This window comes from Chryseobacterium fluminis (assembly GCF_026314945.1).
Lineage (GTDB): Bacteria > Bacteroidota > Bacteroidia > Flavobacteriales > Weeksellaceae > Chryseobacterium > Chryseobacterium fluminis.
Genome location: NZ_CP111121.1, coordinates 1421074 through 1443665, shown reverse-complemented (window position 1 = coordinate 1443665; position 22592 = coordinate 1421074). Strand labels below are relative to the sequence as shown.

Genomic DNA, 22592 nt, shown 5'->3' with positions numbered 1-22592 from the left:
TTAATAATAGTAAATCATCAAGAGCAATTCGTCGTTATATTCTTGACAAATCAGAAAAAATCAAAATAGCTGAATACGGTGACTTTCTGTACAATCACCCTTTAGATTAATCCTGATAAAGCAGGGCTACTTTCTGCGTAATTTTCAGCGTATGTATAGCATCATCTGCACAAACAATAACATAGCTTCCCTTTTCTGCTTTCTCAACAGCATGGTGAATAGCAGATTGAGTATCTGCAATGACCTGATATTCGAATCCGTGCTTTATATTCCGGATTCCCTGTCCTAAAAGTTCAGTAATCGATTCTTCGCTTCTTCCCCTCATATCGCGATCAAATCTGATAATAATATGGTCATACATGGAGGCTGCAATTTCTCCGAATTCAATAATATCATGATCTCGACGGTCGCCCGGCACCGTAATAATCCCGGTTTTCTTCTCTGGAATGTGTTTAAGATACCCTGCGAGGGCTCTGAGGCCGTGAGGATTGTGAGCATAGTCTATTATGACGTTTATGCCATTGATTTCGAATTCATTGATGCGTCCGGGAGTGTGTTCTGCACTAGGTATAAAACTTTTTAAAGCGAGGGCTATCTTTTCAGTATCGATTCCCGAAAAATAGGCTGCCAGAACTACAGGAAGCAAATTTTCATTCATAAATTCTGCTTTTCCATTACGGGTGACGGGCGCCTCTTTCATATTAAAAACGTGAATTTTATGCGTGCCGTCGTAGATGAAAACATTCAGGTGGCTGTCTGCATATACAGCACTTCCTCCATTTGTCATATGTTCCTGGAGGTAGGTATTGTTTTCATCAGAGCAGAACAGGGCTACTTTACATTTTACCATGTCTTTCATTCTATAGGCATATTCATTTCCTGCATTTAAAATAGCCCAGCCTTCTTTTTTTGCCGAACAGGGAACCACCGCTTTTACAGCCGCAAGGTCCTCTACGGTATAAATATCTTTTAATCCCAAATGATCAGCCGCAACATTCGTGACAATGGCGATGTCACACTGGTCGAATCCGAGGCCTGACCTGATAATCCCGCCCCGCGCACATTCCAGCACTGCAAAATCAACGGTTGTATCCTGTAATATAGTCCGTGCACTTTGCGGCCCGGAACAATCGCCTGTTTTAATTCTTTCATTTCCCACATAAACACCATCCGTAGAAGTGAATCCTACTGTATATCCGGCATAAGCAGCTGTATGCGCCATGAGCCTGGTCGTCGTTGTCTTACCATTGGTCCCGGTGATAGCGATGATGGGAATTCTTCCCTCATCATCCTTCTTAAACATTAAATCTATAATGGGCTCACCCACATCACGCGGTTCTCCTTTGGAGGGATATTTATGCATTCTTAATCCCGGAGCTGCATTAACTTCTATAATAGCGCCCCCATTTTCAGTAAAAGGACGGGTAATATCAGGACTTATTACATCTATTCCGCAGATATCCAGGCCAATAACTTTTGATGCTTTTTCTGCCACTAATATATTGGACGGATGAATGACATCGGTGACGTCTTCCGCAGTGCCCCCAGTACTTAAATTGGCGGTGGCTCTTAAAAATATTTGTTGCCCGCTTGCAGGAACGAAACTCACGTGCAACCCCTGTTTTTGAAGATGCAGTTCTGTAACATCATCGAGGCTGATTTTTGTCAGAACATTTTCGTGACCATTTCCCCGTAAAGGACTGAGATTTTCGGTTTCTACCAGTTCTGAAATAGTGGAAACACCGTCACCTACGACCGAAGCAGGCTGTCTTAATGAGGCTGCAATAAATTTATTACCAATCACTAATATTCGGTGATCGTACCCTATAATCTCTTTTTCAATAATCACAGATTTTGAAATTTCCGCGGCAGACCGAAATCCAATGAGAAGTTCTTCAAAGTTTTTAATGCCGCAAGTTACATTTCTTCCCTGGTTACCGTTAAAAGGCTTTGTAACCAGGGGGTACCCCAACTGTTCTGCAATCAGTAAGAGTTCACTCTCCTCCTGTGTTAGCCTTCCGTCTGGAACCGGTAGATAAGCACTTTCCAGGAATTGTTTCATATAATCCTTGTCGCAGGCAATATCTACAGATATGCAGGAAGTATGTTGAGAAATGGCCGCGCTGATCCTTTTCTGGTTCTTTCCATATCCCAAAATGGTAAATCCGGCAGGCCCTTTGCTCACAGGTATATTCCTTTTTCTGGCAGCTCCAGTAATCATGGCTGTTGTCGGGCCATCGCCATACTTATGATAAATATGCTCTACCTGTTGCTGAGCTTCGCCGAATGGTATGGGAATTTCACAATCGCAAAGTGATTCTATCATTTTTAGGACAAGCCTCAGCGATTCCACGCCTGCTTCTTCAATTTCATATTCGAACATTCCGTAAAAGATCCCGGGGCAGGTATGGTTATACGATGATAAGCAGATGATCCCTGTAAAATTGATGCCAGAGTTACTGTATAGTCTAACAGGCACAGTCCGAATTCATCATAAGAGGGTTCGAGGTGATAGGTGAAACGAAAAAAATCGCTGATCAGCTGTTGCTTTTCGGGGGTTATTTCCGAAATTGCAAAAGGATCAAATTTGATGATAATTAGACGCTGATGATTGCGAGACCACATATTGGGTCCCCGCATGATTCTGATCTCATTTGTAATCATATCCAATGATAGTTTTTAAATAAATATTGACAAAAAGGCTGCAGGCGAACTACCCATCCGCATTCTCCAATAGTATTAGATTCTTATATTCTACTTTAGAATGCTGTGGTATATATTTAAATGATTATATATCAAACGGTTATGAAGCTTGATCTGCCTCTGGCTAATCATTCTTTTAACAAAATAGATGCCTGATAGGGTTTTATCTTCTCGCTGCGGATGAATCCCTTTTGGTGTTTTGTGATGAATCTGCAGACGGAACATTCTGTATCGCTGCATTCTGCGATTCCGTATTCAAACTATCTGTTGACATGGCGGAAGAGTTATTAGTGGGCATGCTGTTGTTGTCATAAGCAGATGCTGATTCTGCATTATTGGAGGTGGTTGCAGCCGTGTCTTTTGTGCAGCTGCTCACTGTAAAAGCTGCAACAATTGCTGTTATGATAAATTTCATATATAATTTTTTCTTGGTATGTTCAAAGTTATCATTGTCATGACAAGTAAATTATGACTTAGCGCATAGAATACAATGCATTACTGATATTCATTTTATTACTTGTAAAAAAATATACGTCTGTCAATTCTTTATTTGTCATCGCTGCTGCCATATTGCCGGTAAAAACAGCTTGTGAAATCGTACGCATAGCCGTACAGCTATCGCCACAGGCATAGATACCCGGAACAGTAGTTTGTTGGGAATGATCCAGTTTTATCAGTCCGTTATCGGTAAGCTCCAGTCCAAAGCACCCTACCATCCCCGGATGCTGAATACAGGTAGGAGAATGATAAAGTACATCAACTTTTATCTGAGTATCATCAGTAAACCTTACAGCGTGTAGTTGTCCGCTTTTGTGAATCATCTGTTCAACTGTTGTTTCAATGATCGGGACATTATTTTTTTTAAATGTTCAGCTGCTTTGTATCAAAATCAGCGGGACCATTGATAAGAATTATAATATGCTGTTAAATTCTTAATAATCGCTGTCATGTTTATACCCGTCTCACCCTTGGTCATAATGAAAGACCGGATCTACAGACGAGTTTCTTTAACGGTCTCATTAATATTATAATAGCTATCTGCGCCATTGCAGGGATGTCCAAGATCCAGTAGAAAGACCTCGCAGATGGCTACACAACCTGTGGATTGTACCGTCTGCATCATTTATTGTTTGTTATTATTGTTTCGGGTGCTGAATCAATGACACTAATTGCCGTATTGTATAGAGAAGATACAAACTACTCACTCCTGTCAGTATAAACCAGACTCTCAGTGAGCTCATGCATAATCAATAAACTCAAGTTATTGTTTACCACTTCAGGTATTTTTTTATCTGGAGGTCATCTGCTGTACTGCCTTGTGATGTATCTTGATGATTTACATATTTCTATCACACATGAAGCATATGTGAGTAGTGTAGTGGCTGCTTTGATAAGAAGCTGGTTTTTAGATCAGATATCAGCCTGGAAGAATGTAAATATATTAGGAGAGTAGAAATAATACTACTCTCCTGTGTATGTAAAGTGTACATCTATTTTACTCGCTTGCTGCTTCCAGATTAATTTCTGAAATGGCCAATTTTGTTAACAGAGTATCACAATTCTTTTCCTCGTCCAGAGTTTGCTTCAAAATCTTCATGGCTTCTTTCTCTCCAAGAAGTTCACAATAAGAAATAAGCGTACCATATGATGCGATTTCATAGTGCTCCACCTTTTGAGCAGCTGCAATAATTCCTGCATCTCTTACAGGACCGGCTTCCGTTTCCTTCATGATACTTTCTCCTTCCTTTATCAGTCCTTCCATTGCTTCGCATTTCTCAGCTTTTGCTTTTTCGCCAAGAATTTCAAATACCTGGTCAAGGCGTGCGATTTGTTCTTCGGTCTCCGTAATATGCTGGTCTATTGCTTCCTGAAGTTTTACTGAACTGGCATTCTTCTGCATTTTTACCAATGCTTTGGAAAGATGAGTCTCTGCCCAGTACAGGTCCTTCAGACCGTCAACTAAAAATTCTCTTAAATTTTCAGCTGCGTCACTTTTTGCTTTAACTGCCCCTTTTGTGGCTGCTTTTTCCTTGGTCGCTGTAGAAGCCTTTGAATTTGTTAATTTTGCCATAACTAATATTTTTTGGTGTACTTCTAAGTTAGCAAATACTAAACCAAAATGATGAGGTACTGTATTAATACATACCACATTACAGATATTATTTATCCGGATAAGTTTGCTTCGCAACATATATAATTATAAGCGCATTCGATGGAGTTGTATAGATGTTTTGCCTTTTCCGGATTGGTCTTCATGTTGGATGCATCTGTTGATAAGAGTGATGAATATTTATAGGAACTCTGTTTCTGTTCTTGAATTTTCTAATGCAATTTATATTGTATACACCGCGAAACAGCAAATTATGGTGAATAGCTTAAGATAGCATATATATATCCATATTAAATTACAGAACTGTTGTTATTATCACCAGCTAAATGGTTAAAAATGAAAGGATTAGAATTCTACTATTGTCATGCTGTTAAAAATCAGTTGTGAGAATCCGATTGACAGTATTCTGTGTTAAGCTATTATGTGGTACTGTAGGGTGTATGTTTTATTCGTAGCTATAGCTACCGCCCGAATCTTTTGTGTGGTCTTATTTCTTATTCACACTAAAAATCAGAAGTAAGCCCCTTGCTACCGCCCGAATCCTTTCGTGTGGTTTTATATAAACAATCAAATGATTATTCCTTGCTACCGCACGAATCTTTCGTGTGGTTTTATATAAACAATCAAATGATTATTCGCATATAAATATTTTATGCACAATAGGCTAATATGCTTATAAATATACTTACAAAAACTAAATATCTAAAAATAATTTTTTATACTATTTTTCTGAGTATATTTATCGTAAAACAAATACTTATCAATATTATGGACAATTATCCAGTACCTGAGAACGAAGAGGGAAGAATTAAGAAACTGGAACTGTTTGATCTGCTGAATCTTCCGAAGGACTCTCAGTTAGATATTTTTGCGGAAACGGCCTGCCTGGTTGCTGATTGTCCGAGCTCACTTGTTTCTATTATGGAAAGTCAGACACAGACCATACAGAGCTGTATCGGAATTTCTTTAGATGTCGTCGATCGGGAAAATACATTATGTCGGTATACTATTGCAAGCGGAGATGTTGTCGTAATAAATGATACTTTGCTGGACAGCAGGTCATCCGGGAATCCGATAATTCGGGAAAGCGGTATCCGTTTTTATGTAGGTGTACCACTCACTGATAATGAAGGTTTTGCACTGGGAACACTATGCGTTATTGATTATAAGCCTAAAACCATTTCTGAGAGCCAGATTGCCACCCTACGGAAGATAGGGGAGACCATTACGAAGCTTCTCATGAATAAAAGAAAAAATATCCAGGCCGAATATTTCCAGCAGACCTTCGATATTTCCAATAATCTTATCTGTGTTCTTGATAGCGAATTTAATCTTACACAGGCAAATCCTACGTTTAAAAAAAGTTTCGGGATATCGGACAGTCGGGAGGTTGATAGAAGTTTTCTAACGGTTCTGGGAGAGCAGAATGCTGGTTTACAGCATCAACTGGAAAACGTTCTTCAAACCGATGAAGAATTGGTACTGACGACCACCACAAATATTAATAATGCAGGTCCCATTACTGTAAAATGGTATCTGAGGCCTAATCAAAATCACTCTGAAATTTTTTGCTTTGGGATTGATATTACCCAGCATATTGCAGAAAAAATTGAGCTGCAAAGTTCTGAACGGCGTTTCAGAAGCTTTTTTGAAAATGCCATTGGTCTCATGAGTATGCATGATATGGAGGGCAATATTCTTGAAGTGAACCAGAAGGGAAGAGAAACCCTGCGCTATTCTGCAGACGAAGTAAACAAGTTGAATTTAAGAGACCTTGTTCCTGAAGACAACCGGCCTTTTTTGAAGCAGTACCTGCAACGAATTAACCAGAATAAAGAAGATTTCGGGACCATGATCCTCAAATCGAAAGAAGGTGAAGAGCTGATCTGGATGTATCATAATCTTGTCGAAACCGATAAAGACGGAAAACCGTACGTAGTGAGTACTGCCCTGAATGTAACTGAAAGAATGAGCCTGGAGAAAGACCTTCTGTATGCCAAGAAAATACTTGAACAGACCAGTTCGGTGGCCCAGGTGGGCGGTTGGGAAGTCAATCTTAAAAATAATTCTGTATTCTGGTCCACGACAACGAAGGAGATTCATAAAATAGATCAGGCATTCCAGCCGGATTTTGAAAACGCACTGGGTTTTTATAAAGAAGAAGACAGACAAAAAGTTGAACTTTTGTTTAAAAGAGCTGTCTCCGAAGGTATTCCTTATGATGAAGAGTTTCAGCTTGTCCGTAATGACGGCGCTACCATCTGGGTGAGGGTAAAAGGAATTCCGGAGTGTGAAAATGGGGTCTGTAACAGGGTTTATGGAATCATTCAGGATATAGACGCCTTTAAAAACATGTATCTAGAGCTTGCCAGGAAAGAAGCAATGATGCAGTCATTCATAACCTATGCTCCGGTTTCCGTAGCAATGCTGGATAAAGATCTTAATTATCTTTCGGTAAGCACCAGCTGGAAAGAAGAGTTCAATATGAACAATATCAATCTGATAGGAGAGAACATGTTTACCGTTTCTCCTAATATTCCTGACGAGAGAAAACTTATCTACAAAGATGCGCTGAAGGGTAAAGTCTATAAAAATGAAGATTTTGCCATTGAAGTCTTACATAAAAAAGGTATGCAGCATTATAACCTGGAAGTAGGACCCTGGTATCTTTCTGATGGTGTAGTAGGAGGCGTAATTGTCTCAGTACAGAATATTACAGGTTCGGTAAAAACGAACGAAGAGCTTAAGAATGCAAAGAAAATGGCCGATATCGCAAGTAAAGCCAAATCGGAATTTCTTGCCAATATGAGCCATGAAATCCGTACGCCTCTTAATGGTGTTATCGGTTTTTCTGATCTCCTTTTAAAGACTCCACTCACCGAAATACAGGTCCAATATCTAAATTATATTAATGAATCCGGGGAAAATCTACTGACCATCATTAATGATATTCTTGACTTTTCTAAAATAGAATCCGGTAAAATGGAGCTTCTTATTGAAAGGTCCAATGTTTATGATCTTGTAAGTCAGGTAATCAATGTGATTCTTTACCAGTCGCAGAAAAAAAATATCGAGCTGCTTCTCAATATTGAGCAGGGGCTTCCGAAAACACTTTTGCTTGATGAAACAAGGCTGAAGCAGATTCTTATCAACCTGTTGGGTAATGCTGTGAAATTCACGCAACGTGGCGAGATTGAGCTTAAGGTGGAAAAGCTGAATATCAGCGATAAAGATATAACATTAAGATTTTCTGTAAGAGATACGGGGATAGGCATTCCGGTTGAAAAGCAGCAGCATATTTTTGATGCTTTTACACAGGAAAACAGCTCTATCAGCAAACGCTATGGCGGAACCGGGCTGGGACTTACAATATCGAATAACATTTTAGGCTATATGGGAAGTCATCTTTCCCTGAAGAGTGTACCGGAAAAAGGGTCTCTCTTTTTCTTTGACATCGAAATTCCCTATGAAGTATCCGAAAACAATGAAGATGAGGACCTTAATATAAAAAAGGTTCTCATTGTAGATGATAACGAGGCCAACAGGGTGATTCTCGAACACATGCTGGCTTACAAAAAAATTGAATCGAGGCTGGCTGCCAACGGAATGGAAGCCCTGCAGATCCTATTGGCGGGGGAACGTTTTGATGTTATTTTAATGGATTACCATATGCCGGTTATTTCCGGGCTAGAAACTATTGAGAAAATCAAGGAATTATTCATTCAAAAGAATGAAACTTCACCCCTGGTCATCCTGCATACTTCTTCGGAGGAGCACGATGTGATCAATTCTTTCCGCCAGGAAGAAAACTCGTATTTCCTATTAAAGCCGATAAAATCGGATGAACTCTATCAGATCCTGAAACGGGCGGTACAGGACAATGTAAAAGAAATACATGTAGTACCGGAGCAGGAAGAAGAACCTTCTTTATTTCCGCCGGATCTCCAGGTTCTGCTGGTAGATGATAACCCCGTGAATATGGTGCTTAACAGCAAAATGATGAAATACCTCATTCCCGATGCAGAGCTTACAGAAGCGGTAAACGGTCTGGAAGCCCTGGAGCAGTGCAAAAAAAGGCATTTTTCGGTCGTGCTGATGGATGTTCAGATGCCGGTAATGGATGGTATTGAAGCCACAAAGCAGATCCGTCTTCTTCCGGAATATCATGATATTCCGATCATTGGAGTAACGGCAGGAACCATCACCGGAGAAAAGGAAAAATGTATCATGTCCGGAATGAATGATTTTCTTCCGAAACCTCTGAGGCAGTCTGATCTTTTTGAAATGCTTAAAAAATATATTTCGAACGACGCCACAGAAAATAAAAATGCTGTAGAAACGGAAAAATACCTTGATCTGGATCTCCTCAATGATCAGACGGGAGATGATGATGAAGAATTCAGGACCATGTTCCTGAATCTGGTCATCCAACAGCTCAACGAGGCTGAAAATAACATAAAAACTGCAGTTGCTGAAGAGAACACAGGAGAGTTGAAAAAAATCCTCCATAAGCTGAAAGGAACCGCAGGCACTGCCGGATTGATAAAACTGGCACAAACTGCTTTATACTGGGAAAATAATGTGGATGAAACTACAGATTTCGCGACCTTACACCAGGCACTGGCGGACGATATATCTATTGGATTAAGTTTAATAAAAGGCTTGATAAAATAAAATGTTGATATGTCGATAGGGATTGCTAAAGGCGATCAACTGACTTAAATACTAATGATGTTATTTTAAAGGTTTATCATAATATATATGGAAGGAGTATTTAACGGTTTGGAATTCCACTGTTGTTTTTCAGATTTTAGCTGAAATGTCCGGGATACAATTCTGTTATACTGCAATCTTCCGCAGGAATAAAGAGGTATTACAGTCATTGCGCTTTACCATGGCCTTTAACAAAAGATTATATTGAAATAAGGGAAAATCAGCAACATGATGATTTTCCCACATTTCAATAATTTAAACTCCAGAAGATTCATTCAAACTAATCAGATGAATAATTTTCTGATCAGCCCATTCTCAAAAGGAGGTATGTTTATATCTGAAGTTAAGATAATACTGAAAATCGAAATAGATAACCTCAGAGAAAATTTATTGAGGATTAATTAAATTTTCAATTCTGATAATCACATCGTCAATATCAAAGGGTTTTGCAACAAATTCATCTGCACTACAGGCTTTTTTTACCATGTCTGACTTCGCATGTGCGCTGATGATCATGACCGGAATATCCGAAGTGAGCGGATCTTCTTTAACAGCGTTACACAAGTCGGTTCCGGAACCATCGGGAAGTCTCACATCCATGATGAAGATATCGGGAACTATGGATTTATCTCTGGAATCGAAGGCCTGTACATCAGAAAAAGAACGTACATCATAATTCTCGAATGACAGGAGCAATTGTAATGCATCTCTGATGCCTGTCTCATCTTCTACTATAAAAATTGTTTTCATGCTTTTGGCTCGCAAAAAGAAAGCCAATCTCTAAAAATTATGAAATACATATTAATTTTTTTATTAAATTTCGATTTATATGGGTTATTTTTAATATTATCCAAGCCGATCATACACAGAATTTCCATATATAGTACATCATTTTTAAGTCGTCCTATGGATAGGATACCTTTTTTTGATCAATGTATACTTGACCCTTCTGAAAAAAGTTTTATATCAGATTTCTGTGATTCAAACATAACAGAACTTTCTCTTAAAAATTTGAAAGGAAGAATGAGAACGGAACCGTCCTCATGTTTATATTTAAAATATTTATTTTTACCTTTAATAATGTCTGTGATTTTATGGCAGTACTTTTCAAAGTCTTCATCCTTTACCATCAGGATATGAACACCTGATGCATGCTTTATGGTAATTTTTCTCTGTTCCATTTTTAATCTTTTTTCTGATAAATACTAATTTGGTGCCAACAGGACGCATGGCTATGAAAGCAGGCATTATCCGAACAACAAGGGGAATATATTATTCTGTTAAAGATCAGCTTTGATGACCATAGCTCAGACACCACATTATCCACCAAATTCAAATAGGAAACATTGGATAACTTTCCGAAATTATTGACCGTTCAGGCCTTACATCACTTCATCACGTGCAGATCTGATACATCTGATCGCGTGCAGCATTTCATCCCGGGTAATATAAGTGCTTACCGGATACACTTTTAAGGCGTAAATAACGGCTTCAGGATCCGTGGTATTCTCATTATAAGTGGCAGGTCTGAATCCCTTTGTTATGCTAAGGTAAGGCGTAAATTTTCCGTCTATTATCTTTTTTTCTCTGAACCATTTCCACAGATGGTCTGCTACTTTTTCGATCAGTACATTATGTTTTACCAAATCATTTTTCAGATCTGAATTCTGTAATTCCATGCTATACTGCTCCGAAGCGTTAGTCTGTTCGGTATATATTCTTAAAAGCAACACAGGACCATGATCAGATTGGTTTACACAGACCATGTCCTGATATTGGTCGAGCTCCTGCATCATATACTGCTTATTGTTGAGCCCATGGATCAAAACGTGCTGAATACCTTCGGCCCCTAAAAATTTCAGTGTTGCCCATCCCGCCATGGAGCCACTCGCCGCGCGGGAAACTTCCAGAGAATAGTTATGAGGATTATAATCGCCACGTTCCTGCAGATAAGCTGAACTCTCGCGTTTCAGAAGATTTTCAAACTCATCCTTATCTCTGTACATAAATAAGCTGCTGGTCAGGGGAGAGAAATTTTTATGAAAATCTACCCCAAATGCATCAGCATACCTGATCTCCCGGATTGCTTCATAATTTTTCCGGGCAGATCTCAGTACCGGCTCCGAAAATTGATGAGGATTAAGCTCAAAATCGTAATTTTTAAAAGCCAGCCAGGACCATCCGATCACAGCATCACAGTATAGTAATGCCTTTCCATATTCAGGACGGTTAGGATAGCGGTCGAGTAATTTTCTGACGTCTTTCACAGGATCAAAGGCACATGCGTCAGTGGTTGCCATGGTACAGATAACGGATGCAACGGGTACATTATTGGTATAACATTCTTGCAGAACCCTTTCGAGATCATCGGTATCCATTGTATTTGAATCAGGCAGTGTTTTAATGGTAATGATGTTATTCATCCCAAGACCGGTCCAGTCTGCGCTGTTTAACATGGCATAATGTGCCTGCTCGGAACATATGATCTTCACATCGGTTCTGATCCCCTTTTCTCTGGAATCAGGTAAAACCCGGCTTAAGGCATACTTCATCTGGTACATCCAGCATCCTGAGCCTCCATACGTAAATATTCCTCCTGATTTTTCTGCCTCCCAGCCAGCCATATCCGCTAAAATAGCGGAAGACTCCAGTTCGGCTTTCGAGGTATTCCATGCATACTCCGTCTCCAGGATATTAGGTGAAAATATCTGCGTCAGCATAGAGGCGGCTATCGCTGCATAGTTTTCCTGGGGACAGATATTGCTCATATTCAGGGGATGTCCCCAGTTGGGTAATCCTTCAAAGGTTGAAATAATATCATCTAAAACCTGGCTGAACGGTTCACCTTTTGGTTTCAGCACTGCTTTTTGGGCTGATGCTCTGCTGACGGTGAGATCGGGACTCTCACCTAAGAAAGAACTGCTGTTGCGATCCGACGGTTTAAGAGAATTTATTCCCCGGACTGCATCCGATATAAGCTGTGCAAAGGCTGTATTGCTTTCATCATGAAAAGGGGATGAGAAATAGGTCCTGACATCAGGACTGCCGGTATGATCAGAATGTTCGGGATTGTGTATCTCCATATGCTGATCAGGTCGTTTCAATCTGGTAGCCGATCGGTTTAAACGAATGATTGTTCGACATTTCAGCAGAACAGGCAGTCATTCCGATAATAAGGTCCATCTCGGCTTCAATAACGATATGATCTCCGGCTTTACTCTTAGGCGGCAAAACAGATATTTTACCACTGTCACCGTCAACAGCAACGTGCATGAATATATTAAAGCATATCGGTATATCATCAGGTTGTATGTGATAAGGTGATAACGCTTCACATAAATTTCCGAAACAGCCCCGGTGCGGATTCTGATCTCCATAAATAATTCTGAATGTATCAGCACTGCAGGGAGTCAGTAAAAAGTCATGACGGCCTACCGTATCTTCAATAATATTGAACATAATATTACTCCGGTTGGAATAAAACGGATCACCTGTGGTCAGGAAAATTGTTTCGGCATAATCGATGGTTCTTCCGGATGACAGGTATTCCTTTGTGTCGTGCTCGTTAAAGCAGATAAAATCAGAAACCTGCTCACCCTGTATATCAGTAATTTTTACCCGTTGTCCTTTTTTGAGGACAAATGCGGTACCACTCCTTGGAGGTATTGTATTCATATATTTTTATATTTAAATGGACATTGCCAGTTATGATCATATCTTAATCCGCTATACTGATACACTTCACTGGAATCCCCGAAATCATTCAGCATGGGATTGATAGATCCGCTCAAAGCTACATCTTTTTTCCGTACGATATTTTTCATTTTGTCATATCGCTTCAGCGCTCTTAGCTCCTCGAACTGGGCATGGGGATTAAAAACCAGAGTCGGATATTTAAAACGTCTTGCCGGTCTGCTGCTTTCCGGATTGAGGCCTATCACAAAGAAGGCTTCTTCCTTTAAGCTGAAGCTGAACTCATCTGACTGCGGATCAGGATTAACCCTGCCATCATACGGATACATTTCTGCATCCAGGTCAGATAATGCCTGCAGACGCATCCACATAAAGCGGTCGAACATTTCTTCGCTCAGATCTGTGGCCTCAGGAAAAATGATACAGACGGTGTGGAAGTGATTTTCAGCAGTGCGGTACTGATCTACAAATGTGTGGATAAAATCCAGAATTTCCCTGTCTTTTCTGGGACAGGCGATATGACCGGCAGAGAAAATTTTCATCTGATCTTTTTGAAGGGCAGCTTTCGCAGCTACGCATGGGAAAGAGACTTGGTCTACAAATGATTTGAACTCGTCTATAACTCCCTGGTCATTTTCAAAGGTATTTTTAGGTTGTGATGTAATTGGTGTCATACTTCAATATGTTTCAAAGGATGTGCCACCGGCTACCGCTTGTACATCTAAAATGATTTTAAAACACTCTACCTCATTCCAAAGGACTGATCGTAAAGCTCCGTTTCTGTACTGAAATACCTGGTGTCTGTATAAGATGAGAAGTACTGTTAATGGTGGATTGCTGACAAAAAAAATCGAGAAGGTGAGCAGCAATTAAGATTATTATGGTGTGCAATAAGCTTATAAAAAAATTAATCAAAAAAGACATTATTACGAAAAATTTATTTTAAATCATCCGTTAGAATCGGGTGATCCGGAATGACGCGATGAAGTGCGATAGAAGCAAACCTGAAATCGTACCCTACCTGTTCTTTATGTAATAAGGCGGATTAATCATGTCATACGATATAATGTGTAATTTATTAATAGATACTTTTTTAAGTACGTTTTCCGCCTGTTTTCAATATAAGAAAAAAGAGAATCTCCTGACCTCTCATAAAATACAGTAGCAAAAAGAATAAATCAGCTGGACAGTATACCCGGACCCTAGACTTGGCAAGAGAATTGATTTGACAAAATCAATGGAAAATTTTCTGTTAAATAAATAATAAGTAAAACAATTTAATATTAACTGCTAAAAAAAATTAAACTATGAACGTCAAGCGAATATTTGGTACGGTATTGACCGTTCTTGGAATCGGTGGATTGATTTATGTGGGCAACGGCCTTATCAATAAAGGTGTCGGCAGTACATCTCTTATTGTTGTGGGGATTATTGCCCTTTTATTTTTTTCTTCGGGAATCAGTCTGGTAAAGAACACTAAGGATGAAGGCTGATAACAACTATCAAGCGACTCGAACCTTGGTTCAAGTCGCTTGATATTAATGCGTAGAGGATATACTCGTAGGCTCTTATTAGCAGTTTGAGGTAATAATCACCTGTCTTCATTCAGGCATCTAAAAATATGAAGGATTATTAGGTCTCCGAAATTGCTCCCGATAAATTGTACTTAGTGACATCATTAAAGGGCATTAGACTTTGCGATATTTTGTGAGACTGATAGTGCTTTAAGCTTTTTTTACTTTTAGGTCACCATTATCTTCACTCCAGGTAAATGCACCTATTCCCTCTGCCATGCCGGCAAATGTTCCTATAAGAGATCCGGATTCAGTCATAAGGGTTAATGATACTGCCCCTTCTTCCAGTGCTCCTGCGACAATGACCCATCTGCATTTTCCGGAAACTGTACTGGGATCCACCACAAAAGTACCTACTATTTCACATTCTATAGCAGCGGCTACTGCTCCCCATCCGTGTGCCTCAAACTCAACAGCGGCTATATTCGTAATGTTGGTAAGCGCCAGTGTACATGATACGCCATAATACGCTAAACCTGCTGCTTCGAGAGTACCGCCTGCCGCCCATACCGAAGTGGATGCATCAAAGGAAGCCAAATGTGTATTCGAAATAGCAACTTCACTGTCCTGGGGACTGTTCCGGATAATTTCAATTTGTTTTGAAAGTACTGTCTGTGCCAATATACTGAGGTCATTGTTCTTTGTAATTAATGTGTTATCTGACATGTTGGTTATATTTTATTGTATGCTTACTCTATCCAGTTTTCAGCTTCCCTGTATGATATTTTTAAATTTTCGATCTGTTAATGATTCGCTGAGAAATTATCCTTAGTCCGAATTTGAACGGAAATATCTTGATAATAAGGACCTTGCATTGTAAATGACTCCGTTTATGATGTAAATTTACGACGTTAAATATTACATCTTGTAAGTATAAATACAGAAATTATTATGATCGTATTTATACGGTAATCAGTGGTTTATAGGTTCTTCGACAATCTTTCCGTGGCAGGGGTTTACAAGAAAGCTCTAAGTCATGGAATTTTTTGAAGTCTGAAATGATGATTTTAAATCTCTGGATATATCCGGCAAAGATGACACATTTGTCCAGCCGATAAGAAATTAAGATGAAAAATAGCCATCGGGTAATCAAATCCTAAAAAGAAATTTTAAATTAGCAGTAGAATAGCTTTACCGCATTTATATCGGATTAACACATGTATTAATTAAAAGGGATCGGTAGAGCGCAAACCTAAACATCTGAATATCATATGAAATTTTCAAGTGACCTGGTCATTTATGATTTGGAAGGAAGTTGCAGAACTTTTGGAAAAAATGAAATACATGAAACGAATATAATCGAGATCGGAGCTGTAAAATTAGACAGAAAAACCTTTGAAATAAAAAGCGAATTTTCAATTTTAATAAAACCCAAACATTTTCCAATCCTTCCTGAAATCACAAATATTACGAACATTACCAATGAAATGGTTGAAAATGAAAAGTATTTTGATGAAGCCATTCTTCTGTTTTTAGATTGGTACGGAGAAAAAAACAAATCAACTTTAGCAGGTTGGGGATTGTACTACGACTTACCGCTTTTACGGAAAGAGTTTACCGAATTCGGATTGGATTATAATACCTATTTTGTGGGTGGAGGTTTTGACATCAGAGCATTGGGGGTCTATTGGCTGGCCAAAAAAAATATCTCTACATCCGGGATTTCATTAGAACGGGTTTTGGAAAAAATGAATCTGAAAGTAGATTTCAAATTTCACAGGGCATTGGATGATGCAAAAGCAACAGCATTGATATTACAGCAAATTCTTAATGAAAGATAACTGCCTGCTGTTGATAATTTTTAACCGATATCAGACATAATATGAAATCGAATAATAGAGTAGCGGTACTGTATCAGTCACAGGCTCCTCCTCCAAAAAACGGAATTACTAAACCGATGAAGGCGGGAGGCTATGCAGACAGCGGTGCCGACATTGCGTTCTCCCTAAGACGCCACCAAACAGAAATCGTAACTCCATCAGAAGCTCCGTCAGTAAATCATGATCTGGACTGGGTATTTCCGGACACGCGAGAAGGAATACAGCTTGCGATAGAAAAGGGGGCAAATGTCATTTGGCTCAACACGGTTTTATATGCCGGGCACCCGATTGAAAATTTTACTGACATGGATATTTCTGTTGTCGGGCAAATTCCCCGAAATGTGGATATTTATGATGACAAACTGGTGACCAATCAACTCCTGAAAAAACACCATCTTCCAATTCCCCGATCGGTAATGATCACCGCTGACAATGCGACTGATTTTCACCTGGAATTCCCGTATCCCGTTGTTGCAAAGCCTATCAGAGGACGGGGAAGTCAGGGCGTCACGCTGGTGCAAAGCAGGGAACAGCTTGCGATAATTCTTGGTGAGATGTTAGGATCCAAAGATTACGGTCATGCGATTTATGCAGAAGAATTTCTTTCCGGAGAAGAACTTACGGTTACGGTAATGACGCCGGGAAAATATAGTATCAACAAGCAATGGATCGATAAAACAGGATATTGGTCATTACCCCCGGTACGGAGATTCAATCACCAAAACGGAATTGCACCTTATAACGGAACAGTCGCTGTGATACATAACAGCGAGGTACTTACTGAAAATCAGCTTGAAAAGACTGAAATCAAGCAGTTGTTAAAAGAATGTGAGCTCGCTGCTTCCCTTGTGAATGCCAAAGCACCGATCAGGATAGATTGCAGGGCAGACTGTGACGGCAACTATTTTTTGTTTGATCTCAATATGAAGCCCAATATGACGGGAGCCTCCAGACCCCACCGGCAGGATCAGGATAGTCTTACGGCGATAGCAGCCCGAAAAATAGGATGGAGTTTTGATGATTTAATTTTGAATATGCTGAATCAGAAATGGAAACTGTAGTCGGTGGGTTCCGGTTTTTAAGACGTTTTCTATCATTATTTATAATATTTAATTTTCTCGCATGTTCTGTGTAGGAGAACAAGTTTGATGAAGGTGTATCACAACTAAACGATGTGGGTTGAGAATCGTTTAAACGAAAATCCTGCTTGTATAGGGAGACAGGAAAATTTCATAAAAAATACCGTTTTCATGAGTTGTGAGAGGGCCTCATTCCGTATATAGTATCCCAAAAAATTGATTTCTGAAGTTCAAGTCAGCAATACATTCCGGACTTTCTTTTGTAACAATAAAACTGAAAATTCATTTTTCTCTACATTTGAGAAAGGCTATATTTATATAGGTCTAAATCTCTTTGTGTAATGAATTCGCCTTATGTTTAAAATCCTCAGGCGTGAACTCTTGCAATTCAGAAATATCATTCGTTTCATTTTGCCAAAAGTGTTCAATTTTTATAAGTCGATTTAGATCTTTAGGTAAGATCATTTTACTTAAAATATTCATATTATATTTTGCTATATTCACTCTGATTTCCTCGATTCCAGCATGATATTTTTTGGTATCCGAATTCAGTACTTTATCAAAATCATATAAAAGTCTGCAACAATATAAAACCTCATCTTGTTGTAACGAAAATGTTTTAAATATACCAGATTTTAGTCTGGTGAATACAGACTTTTCTCTCCGGATATAAAATTAAAGTTTTCAAAGTCTGTTCCAGGCAAATTAAAGCTATTAATAAGATATTGGGCAACTTTAGAGGGTGCTGTAATATTATTAAAATAATCTTGTAACTCATCCCATGTAGTCCATCTGTTTCTGTCAAGAGAGAGATTAATTAATCTGAGATAAGCGTATAAAAACAATAACTGTGAATAATTTATTTGAACTTTTTTCATGATAACAAATTAAATAAAGACGATATATGCCGGTTTTTTGACACATTCTATATAATCATTTATTACAATCGATCTCCCTGAGATGCTCTTTTGCCATTTCTCATCAGGCTTTCCATACCTTGCTGTATGAAGTTTTCTGAATTTGGTAAAATCTCTGAATTTCTTTTTTACTAGGTTTCTAACAATGTGAACTATTGTTATTGATCGGCAGTAAACAATACAAAACGCTCTTCAGCGGCTGCCTTTTTCCAAAATTCCACAGAGTTTTTAAACCACTTCCATGTATATTCAAAATCTTCTTCACTTAAAAATTCTCCATAATCCGTATCGTCCGGAAGAATTTTATGGTAACCGGTTTTTAAATCATCTTTGGAGAGTTTTTCAACAGCATTGGCTATTTCTAAAACTTGTTTTGGCGTTTTTAAAGACATAATATAGTCATCTTTATGATAAATTCTTTGTCCTCCTAAAATGATGTGGTTTAGTGGAAAGGTTCCATTATCCCACTCAGCTTTTCCGTCTGTTAAACTTCTGTGCAACCCATCCCAAGCCTGGTCAAGCTCTGCAAATCTTTCAGGCTCATTTTCCATGAATGAACTTTCAATATCTTGTTGCAGAAATTCCAGCCTGTCGTCGTCAGACTTAAAAGATTTTAGTTTTAAGACTGTTTGTTCGTCAAGCGAAAAAAGTACTCCTAAGCAAGCCATATTTTATTTTTTATGAATATATTTAGTTGGTTGTATTTGTTTCAAACACCCTATTTGTCAAGTTCTGCCAAGAATTGCGGCATTTCCTCCATTAACATTTCTCTTGAATATTTCATTTGGTCATCTAAATAATAAACCAAAGCATTGTTTAAGTCGATCAACGCAACTGAAATAAGACCTATACAGGCGCCTGCTGCATAGTCCGCACCCCATATAAATGAAATGGCAGTGTCTTCATGGGTTATATCCTTAATAATCCAGTCGGCCTCATTTTCGGATATTGCGCTATTGGCTGTGTCGATATAGGTTTCAACATAAGTCTTATATCCGTTAATACTGCAATCTAATCCGCCCTGTTCTATTTTCCTCTCAGGTTCATTCAATATCTTGAAGTCATATCCCAGTTGCTGGATGATCTCCTCAATTTGTCGGTTGGTTGGGATGTCAGCTTTTTTCAAAAAAGCGATCTGTGTCATTGACATAATTTTTTTTTAATATTAGTAATTTTTCACATGAATAGTTTATCACTCGAATAGAAGCCTAGGATTTTTCTGAATAAAGAGATGTCTCGGTTTTGAAATATTCTCTATACTTATTTACTGTAATTTCATCAGATGCTATTTGATAGTTAAATGTACCTGGTCAAAGCCTTTATAGTATAAGCCTGAACTAATTCTGTGGGTCGTTTTTTATATAGTTATAATTAATGTCCTCCAGATGTTCCATAGCAACATCATAGCATTTCTTGCCGTCCGGTCCCTGCATAAACTTGTGTACTACATCATCCAGGGATTCAATATCTCCTTTTTCTTTCAAAAATAGGGTTAGATATTTAAAATGGTTTAGATTGGTCGATCCCATAAATTCATTATTAAGTAACCTATTCATAAGATCTTCATCGGATATACGCTTACTTATTTCAGGTATTATGATATTTTGAATATTATCTTTTACATCTAAAATTGCAGTTTGTAGACTATCTCCTGCTCGAATTTCCCACCAGTAATCCTGTTTTTCTGGTCTAAAGCATCCGATTCTGGATTGCCAGTGACATGAGGAAACTTCCGGTACTGCCATAGTATCATAATTCCAATCTGTGATTTTGCCCAAGACATCAGAATAAATCCCCAAATTAATGGTAAATTTCACTATTTCTGGAGCCATATTCTGGCTCCTTTGAAAGTTCACAATTCCATAATTCTTGTTTGACTTTATGTAGAAAGTACTCCCTTTTTTACGGTATCCATTTTCTTGCAGAAATGGGGTAATTGCTTTTATAAGTTCTTTAAAAATATTCATACGTTAATTTTACCGTTTTTATAATAAGCCGTCTTAATTTTCGGATAGCTCCGTGATGAATTGGGATTTCATAAATCGCTAGTTCATGAGTTTTTCCAGTTCCTTTTTTACTACCGGGAGAATGGATATTTGCCTTTTCGACTCTAATTCCTTTATACCTGCTCTTGTTGAAGTTTTTGTAGTAAACGGAACAATATGATTTTTAAATAATTCTCTTAATCTTTCAATTCTTAAAGAATCATCTATTGGCTGATCAAAGTTAAATATACTTCTATACTCATCAGTTTCATTTGCATTAACGTGACCTAGCGGACTTTTAATTAATTCTTTTGTAGGAGAATAAGTTCTGTCAAAAGAACCTTGTATAAAAATTTTTATATTAAGCATATAATAATCTCCAAAATTTGATTTTTGCAATTCAAGTATTGCGATACATTCCGGGCTTTCTTTATACCAACCGCTAAATGCTTTTAAAAAACCATTTTCTTTAGCCATATTACCGAATATGTTCTTAAATTCTTTACTATTCACATTAAAAGTTTTAAAGTTAGTTGCCCAATCAGGATAACTAAAAGTTAATAATAAGTGCTACATCATAAGCTTTTCTAACTCTAGTTATCCAATGATAATGTACTTATCCTTTTAGAGTCAAATCGTATTCGGTTGAGCGATTTACATCTTGTACCAATCTCCAGCCCTCTCTGAGTCTTTCTTCAGCTTTCGGCCCTACATAAAACATCCCAATTTTTTTAAATATCTTTTTAATTTTTGATGAAAAGAATTTATACATTTCCTGTGAGTCATTTTCTTTAGATATAGTTGCAACTCTTCCTGCTACAATCACATTTTCCGAGTATACACCTCCAAATTTTATTTCGATTGAAAGAGGATTGTTTTTTTGATCGAAAGTAAATTTCACTCCTCCTTTCAGTTGCGGAATTTCCCTAATATTTAGCAATGTATTTTTCTTCATTACTAAATATCTATCTATTTTGTTCCAATTTCCCGACAAAGCAATACCAACATTAGCTGTTTCAAATATTGAATTGTAAGCAGGTACATTTTTTTCTTCTAATAAAAATGGGGAATCATAATAGTACTTAATGTCAAAATTTGTTTCAAAATCTCTAAGTATTCGTTCGAGATCTTCAAATACTGCAAAAAACATAGTTTGTTTACCTGTCATTATTTTTTTTAATATTAGTAATTTCTCACCTGAAATAATTTATTAAAATAAGAATCCAGGGGATTTTTCTGAATAAAGAGAATGTCTCAAAATTGAGACATTCTCTATACTTATTTACTGTAATTTATTTCATCAGATGTTATTTGATAATAAAATGTACCTGGTGAAAGCCATTATAGTATAAACCTGAACTAATTGTGTGGATTATTTTTTTATATAGTTATAATCAATGTCCTCCAAATGCTCCGTAGCAATATCATAGTATTTCTGACCGTCCGGTCCCTGCATAAATTTTTCCACTACGTCATCCAGGTCTTTAATATCTCCTTTAGCTTTCAAGAATATGGTTAGATATTTAAATGTTTCGATAGCTGTTGATTCAGTAAAATCTCCTTTTACCAAACTATTCATAAGCTCTTCATCCGTCAAGCGCTTACCAATTTCAGGTAATATAATTTTTTGCATATTATATATTATATCTGAAATAACTTCACTCAAATCATCACCAACCTGAACTTTCCACCAAAAATCTGGTAGATTTGGCATAAAGTCTCCAATTCTAACCTGCCATTGGCATGACCATACATCTGGCACCTCTGAACTATCATAATCAAAATCTACTATTTGGCCTAAAAGATCTGAATAAACACCAAAATTAATCGTAAATTTTATCTCATCTTTATTGCTGTCTTGGCTTTTTTGTAAATTTATAATCCCATAATTTTTATTGAGATTTATAAAAAAAGTATTTCCTTTCTTCTTGAATCCTTTTTCTTTAAGAAATGGTGCAATCTCCTTAATAATTTCCTTAAAATTGTCCATAAAATTTA

General features: G+C 37.8%; 21 protein-coding genes and 1 pseudogene. 4 read left to right on the top strand and 18 right to left on the bottom strand.

Features of this window, described 5'->3' with window-relative positions; all coding sequences use genetic code 11:
• Positions 1-106: 106 nt before the first annotated feature.
• From cphA to ODZ84_RS06330, 5 genes and pseudogenes are all read right to left on the bottom strand, one after another.
• Positions 107-2383 (bottom strand): cyanophycin synthetase, encoded by a 2277-nt coding sequence (gene cphA / locus ODZ84_RS06350; protein ID WP_266177334.1) that lies wholly within the window; start codon positions 2381-2383, stop codon positions 107-109.
• Entirely contained in the window at positions 2341-2664 is a 324-nt protein-coding gene (locus ODZ84_RS06345; RefSeq protein ID WP_266177446.1) for a hypothetical protein, read from the bottom strand. The genes cphA and ODZ84_RS06345 overlap by 43 nt, the downstream gene beginning before the upstream one ends.
• 202 nt (positions 2665-2866) lie before the next feature.
• Positions 2867-3118 (bottom strand): hypothetical protein, encoded by a 252-nt coding sequence (locus ODZ84_RS06340; RefSeq protein ID WP_266176150.1) that lies wholly within the window; start codon positions 3116-3118, stop codon positions 2867-2869.
• 58 nt (positions 3119-3176) lie between these two features.
• Positions 3177-3557 (bottom strand): annotated as a pseudogene (locus ODZ84_RS06335) (FAD-dependent oxidoreductase); the annotation flags it as partial.
• 641 nt (positions 3558-4198) lie between these two features.
• The gene (locus ODZ84_RS06330; RefSeq protein ID WP_266176149.1) at positions 4199-4774 is read right to left on the bottom strand and encodes a YciE/YciF ferroxidase family protein; all 576 of its coding nucleotides are present in this window, start codon (positions 4772-4774) and stop codon (positions 4199-4201) included.
• A gap of 807 nt (positions 4775-5581) precedes the next feature.
• On the opposite strand from ODZ84_RS06330, the gene ODZ84_RS06325 reads away from it, so the two are divergent.
• Entirely contained in the window at positions 5582-9487 is a 3906-nt protein-coding gene (locus ODZ84_RS06325) for a response regulator (protein WP_266176148.1), read from the top strand.
• A gap of 426 nt (positions 9488-9913) precedes the next feature.
• On the opposite strand, the gene ODZ84_RS06320 is transcribed toward ODZ84_RS06325, so the two are convergent.
• From ODZ84_RS06320 to gntA, 5 genes are all read right to left on the bottom strand, one after another.
• Positions 9914-10276, bottom strand: coding sequence for a response regulator (locus ODZ84_RS06320; protein WP_266176147.1), 363 nt, complete (start codon positions 10274-10276; stop codon positions 9914-9916).
• 179 nt (positions 10277-10455) lie between these two features.
• Positions 10456-10707 (bottom strand): hypothetical protein, encoded by a 252-nt coding sequence (locus tag ODZ84_RS06315; RefSeq protein WP_266176146.1) that lies wholly within the window; start codon positions 10705-10707, stop codon positions 10456-10458.
• A 201-nt stretch (positions 10708-10908) separates the two neighbouring features.
• Positions 10909-12609, bottom strand: a complete 1701-nt coding sequence (locus ODZ84_RS06310) for a pyridoxal phosphate-dependent decarboxylase family protein (RefSeq protein WP_266176145.1) — start codon at positions 12607-12609, stop codon at positions 10909-10911.
• A gap of 7 nt (positions 12610-12616) precedes the next feature.
• On the bottom strand, positions 12617-13201 hold the full coding sequence (locus ODZ84_RS06305; RefSeq protein ID WP_266176144.1) for an urea carboxylase-associated family protein: 585 nt from the start codon (positions 13199-13201) through the stop codon (positions 12617-12619).
• A complete protein-coding gene (gntA, locus tag ODZ84_RS06300) occupies positions 13198-13893 on the bottom strand; it encodes a guanitoxin biosynthesis heme-dependent pre-guanitoxin N-hydroxylase GntA (protein WP_266176143.1) in 696 nt (231 codons plus the stop codon). Before gntA ends, ODZ84_RS06305 begins: the two co-directional genes overlap by 4 nt.
• A 633-nt stretch (positions 13894-14526) precedes the next feature.
• Here gntA and ODZ84_RS06295 point away from each other — a divergent pair.
• On the top strand, positions 14527-14712 hold the full coding sequence (locus tag ODZ84_RS06295; RefSeq protein WP_266176142.1) for a hypothetical protein: 186 nt from the start codon (positions 14527-14529) through the stop codon (positions 14710-14712).
• A gap of 231 nt (positions 14713-14943) precedes the next feature.
• Here ODZ84_RS06295 and ODZ84_RS06290 read toward each other — a convergent pair whose 3' ends face one another.
• Positions 14944-15459, bottom strand: coding sequence for a hypothetical protein (locus ODZ84_RS06290; protein ID WP_266176141.1), 516 nt, complete (start codon positions 15457-15459; stop codon positions 14944-14946).
• Between the two features lie 545 nt (positions 15460-16004).
• On the opposite strand from ODZ84_RS06290, the gene ODZ84_RS06285 reads away from it, so the two are divergent.
• Together ODZ84_RS06285 and ODZ84_RS06280 are read left to right on the top strand one after the other, a co-directional pair.
• Positions 16005-16574 (top strand): 3'-5' exonuclease, encoded by a 570-nt coding sequence (locus ODZ84_RS06285; protein ID WP_266176140.1) that lies wholly within the window; start codon positions 16005-16007, stop codon positions 16572-16574.
• A 41-nt stretch (positions 16575-16615) separates the two neighbouring features.
• Positions 16616-17674, top strand: a complete 1059-nt coding sequence (locus ODZ84_RS06280; RefSeq protein WP_266176139.1) for an ATP-grasp domain-containing protein — start codon at positions 16616-16618, stop codon at positions 17672-17674.
• A 653-nt stretch (positions 17675-18327) separates the two neighbouring features.
• Here ODZ84_RS06280 and ODZ84_RS06275 read toward each other — a convergent pair.
• The 7 genes from ODZ84_RS06275 to ODZ84_RS06245 form a co-directional block, all read right to left on the bottom strand.
• Entirely contained in the window at positions 18328-18570 is a 243-nt protein-coding gene (locus ODZ84_RS06275) for a hypothetical protein (protein WP_266176138.1), read from the bottom strand.
• Positions 18571-18767: 197 nt separating this feature from the next.
• Entirely contained in the window at positions 18768-19277 is a 510-nt protein-coding gene (locus ODZ84_RS06270) for a YfbM family protein (RefSeq protein ID WP_266176137.1), read from the bottom strand.
• Between the two features lie 50 nt (positions 19278-19327).
• Complete coding sequence (locus ODZ84_RS06265) at positions 19328-19759, bottom strand: hypothetical protein (RefSeq protein ID WP_266176136.1); 432 nt, start codon at positions 19757-19759, stop codon at positions 19328-19330.
• 187 nt (positions 19760-19946) lie between these two features.
• Entirely contained in the window at positions 19947-20576 is a 630-nt protein-coding gene (locus tag ODZ84_RS06260; protein ID WP_266176135.1) for a DUF4304 domain-containing protein, read from the bottom strand.
• A 78-nt stretch (positions 20577-20654) separates the two neighbouring features.
• On the bottom strand, positions 20655-21107 hold the full coding sequence (locus ODZ84_RS06255) for a DUF4304 domain-containing protein (protein ID WP_266176134.1): 453 nt from the start codon (positions 21105-21107) through the stop codon (positions 20655-20657).
• 103 nt (positions 21108-21210) lie between these two features.
• Positions 21211-21762, bottom strand: coding sequence for a hypothetical protein (locus ODZ84_RS06250; protein ID WP_266176133.1), 552 nt, complete (start codon positions 21760-21762; stop codon positions 21211-21213).
• Between the two features lie 204 nt (positions 21763-21966).
• The gene (locus ODZ84_RS06245) at positions 21967-22584 is read right to left on the bottom strand and encodes a DUF4304 domain-containing protein (protein ID WP_266176132.1); all 618 of its coding nucleotides are present in this window, start codon (positions 22582-22584) and stop codon (positions 21967-21969) included.
• Positions 22585-22592 lie beyond the last annotated feature (8 nt).

Excerpts from the sequence above, each read along its gene's own strand:
- ODZ84_RS06295 (WP_266176142.1), top strand. The coding sequence starts at position 14,527 with ATGAACGTCAAGCGAATATTTGGTACGGTATTGACCGTTCTTGGAATC.
- ODZ84_RS06260 (WP_266176135.1), bottom strand. The coding sequence starts at position 20,576 with ATGAATATTTTTAAAGAACTTATAAAAGCAATTACCCCATTTCTGCAA.
- ODZ84_RS06270 (WP_266176137.1), bottom strand. The coding sequence starts at position 19,277 with ATGGCTTGCTTAGGAGTACTTTTTTCGCTTGACGAACAAACAGTCTTA.
- ODZ84_RS06305 (WP_266176144.1), bottom strand. The coding sequence starts at position 13,201 with ATGAATACAATACCTCCAAGGAGTGGTACCGCATTTGTCCTCAAAAAA.
- ODZ84_RS06310 (WP_266176145.1), bottom strand. The coding sequence starts at position 12,609 with ATGGAGATACACAATCCCGAACATTCTGATCATACCGGCAGTCCTGAT.
- gntA (WP_266176143.1), bottom strand. The coding sequence starts at position 13,893 with ATGACACCAATTACATCACAACCTAAAAATACCTTTGAAAATGACCAG.
- ODZ84_RS06280 (WP_266176139.1), top strand. The coding sequence starts at position 16,616 with ATGAAATCGAATAATAGAGTAGCGGTACTGTATCAGTCACAGGCTCCT.
- ODZ84_RS06285 (WP_266176140.1), top strand. The coding sequence starts at position 16,005 with ATGAAATTTTCAAGTGACCTGGTCATTTATGATTTGGAAGGAAGTTGC.
- ODZ84_RS06330 (WP_266176149.1), bottom strand. The coding sequence starts at position 4,774 with ATGGCAAAATTAACAAATTCAAAGGCTTCTACAGCGACCAAGGAAAAA.
- ODZ84_RS06315 (WP_266176146.1), bottom strand. The coding sequence starts at position 10,707 with ATGGAACAGAGAAAAATTACCATAAAGCATGCATCAGGTGTTCATATC.
- ODZ84_RS06250 (WP_266176133.1), bottom strand. The coding sequence starts at position 21,762 with ATGACAGGTAAACAAACTATGTTTTTTGCAGTATTTGAAGATCTCGAA.
- ODZ84_RS06245 (WP_266176132.1), bottom strand. The coding sequence starts at position 22,584 with ATGGACAATTTTAAGGAAATTATTAAGGAGATTGCACCATTTCTTAAA.
- ODZ84_RS06325 (WP_266176148.1), top strand. The coding sequence starts at position 5,582 with ATGGACAATTATCCAGTACCTGAGAACGAAGAGGGAAGAATTAAGAAA.
- cphA (WP_266177334.1), bottom strand. The coding sequence starts at position 2,383 with ATGTTCGAATATGAAATTGAAGAAGCAGGCGTGGAATCGCTGAGGCTT.
- ODZ84_RS06320 (WP_266176147.1), bottom strand. The coding sequence starts at position 10,276 with ATGAAAACAATTTTTATAGTAGAAGATGAGACAGGCATCAGAGATGCA.
- ODZ84_RS06290 (WP_266176141.1), bottom strand. The coding sequence starts at position 15,459 with ATGTCAGATAACACATTAATTACAAAGAACAATGACCTCAGTATATTG.
- ODZ84_RS06265 (WP_266176136.1), bottom strand. The coding sequence starts at position 19,759 with ATGTCAATGACACAGATCGCTTTTTTGAAAAAAGCTGACATCCCAACC.
- ODZ84_RS06345 (WP_266177446.1), bottom strand. The coding sequence starts at position 2,664 with ATGATTACAAATGAGATCAGAATCATGCGGGGACCCAATATGTGGTCT.
- ODZ84_RS06340 (WP_266176150.1), bottom strand. The coding sequence starts at position 3,118 with ATGAAATTTATCATAACAGCAATTGTTGCAGCTTTTACAGTGAGCAGC.
- ODZ84_RS06275 (WP_266176138.1), bottom strand. The coding sequence starts at position 18,570 with ATGAAAAAAGTTCAAATAAATTATTCACAGTTATTGTTTTTATACGCT.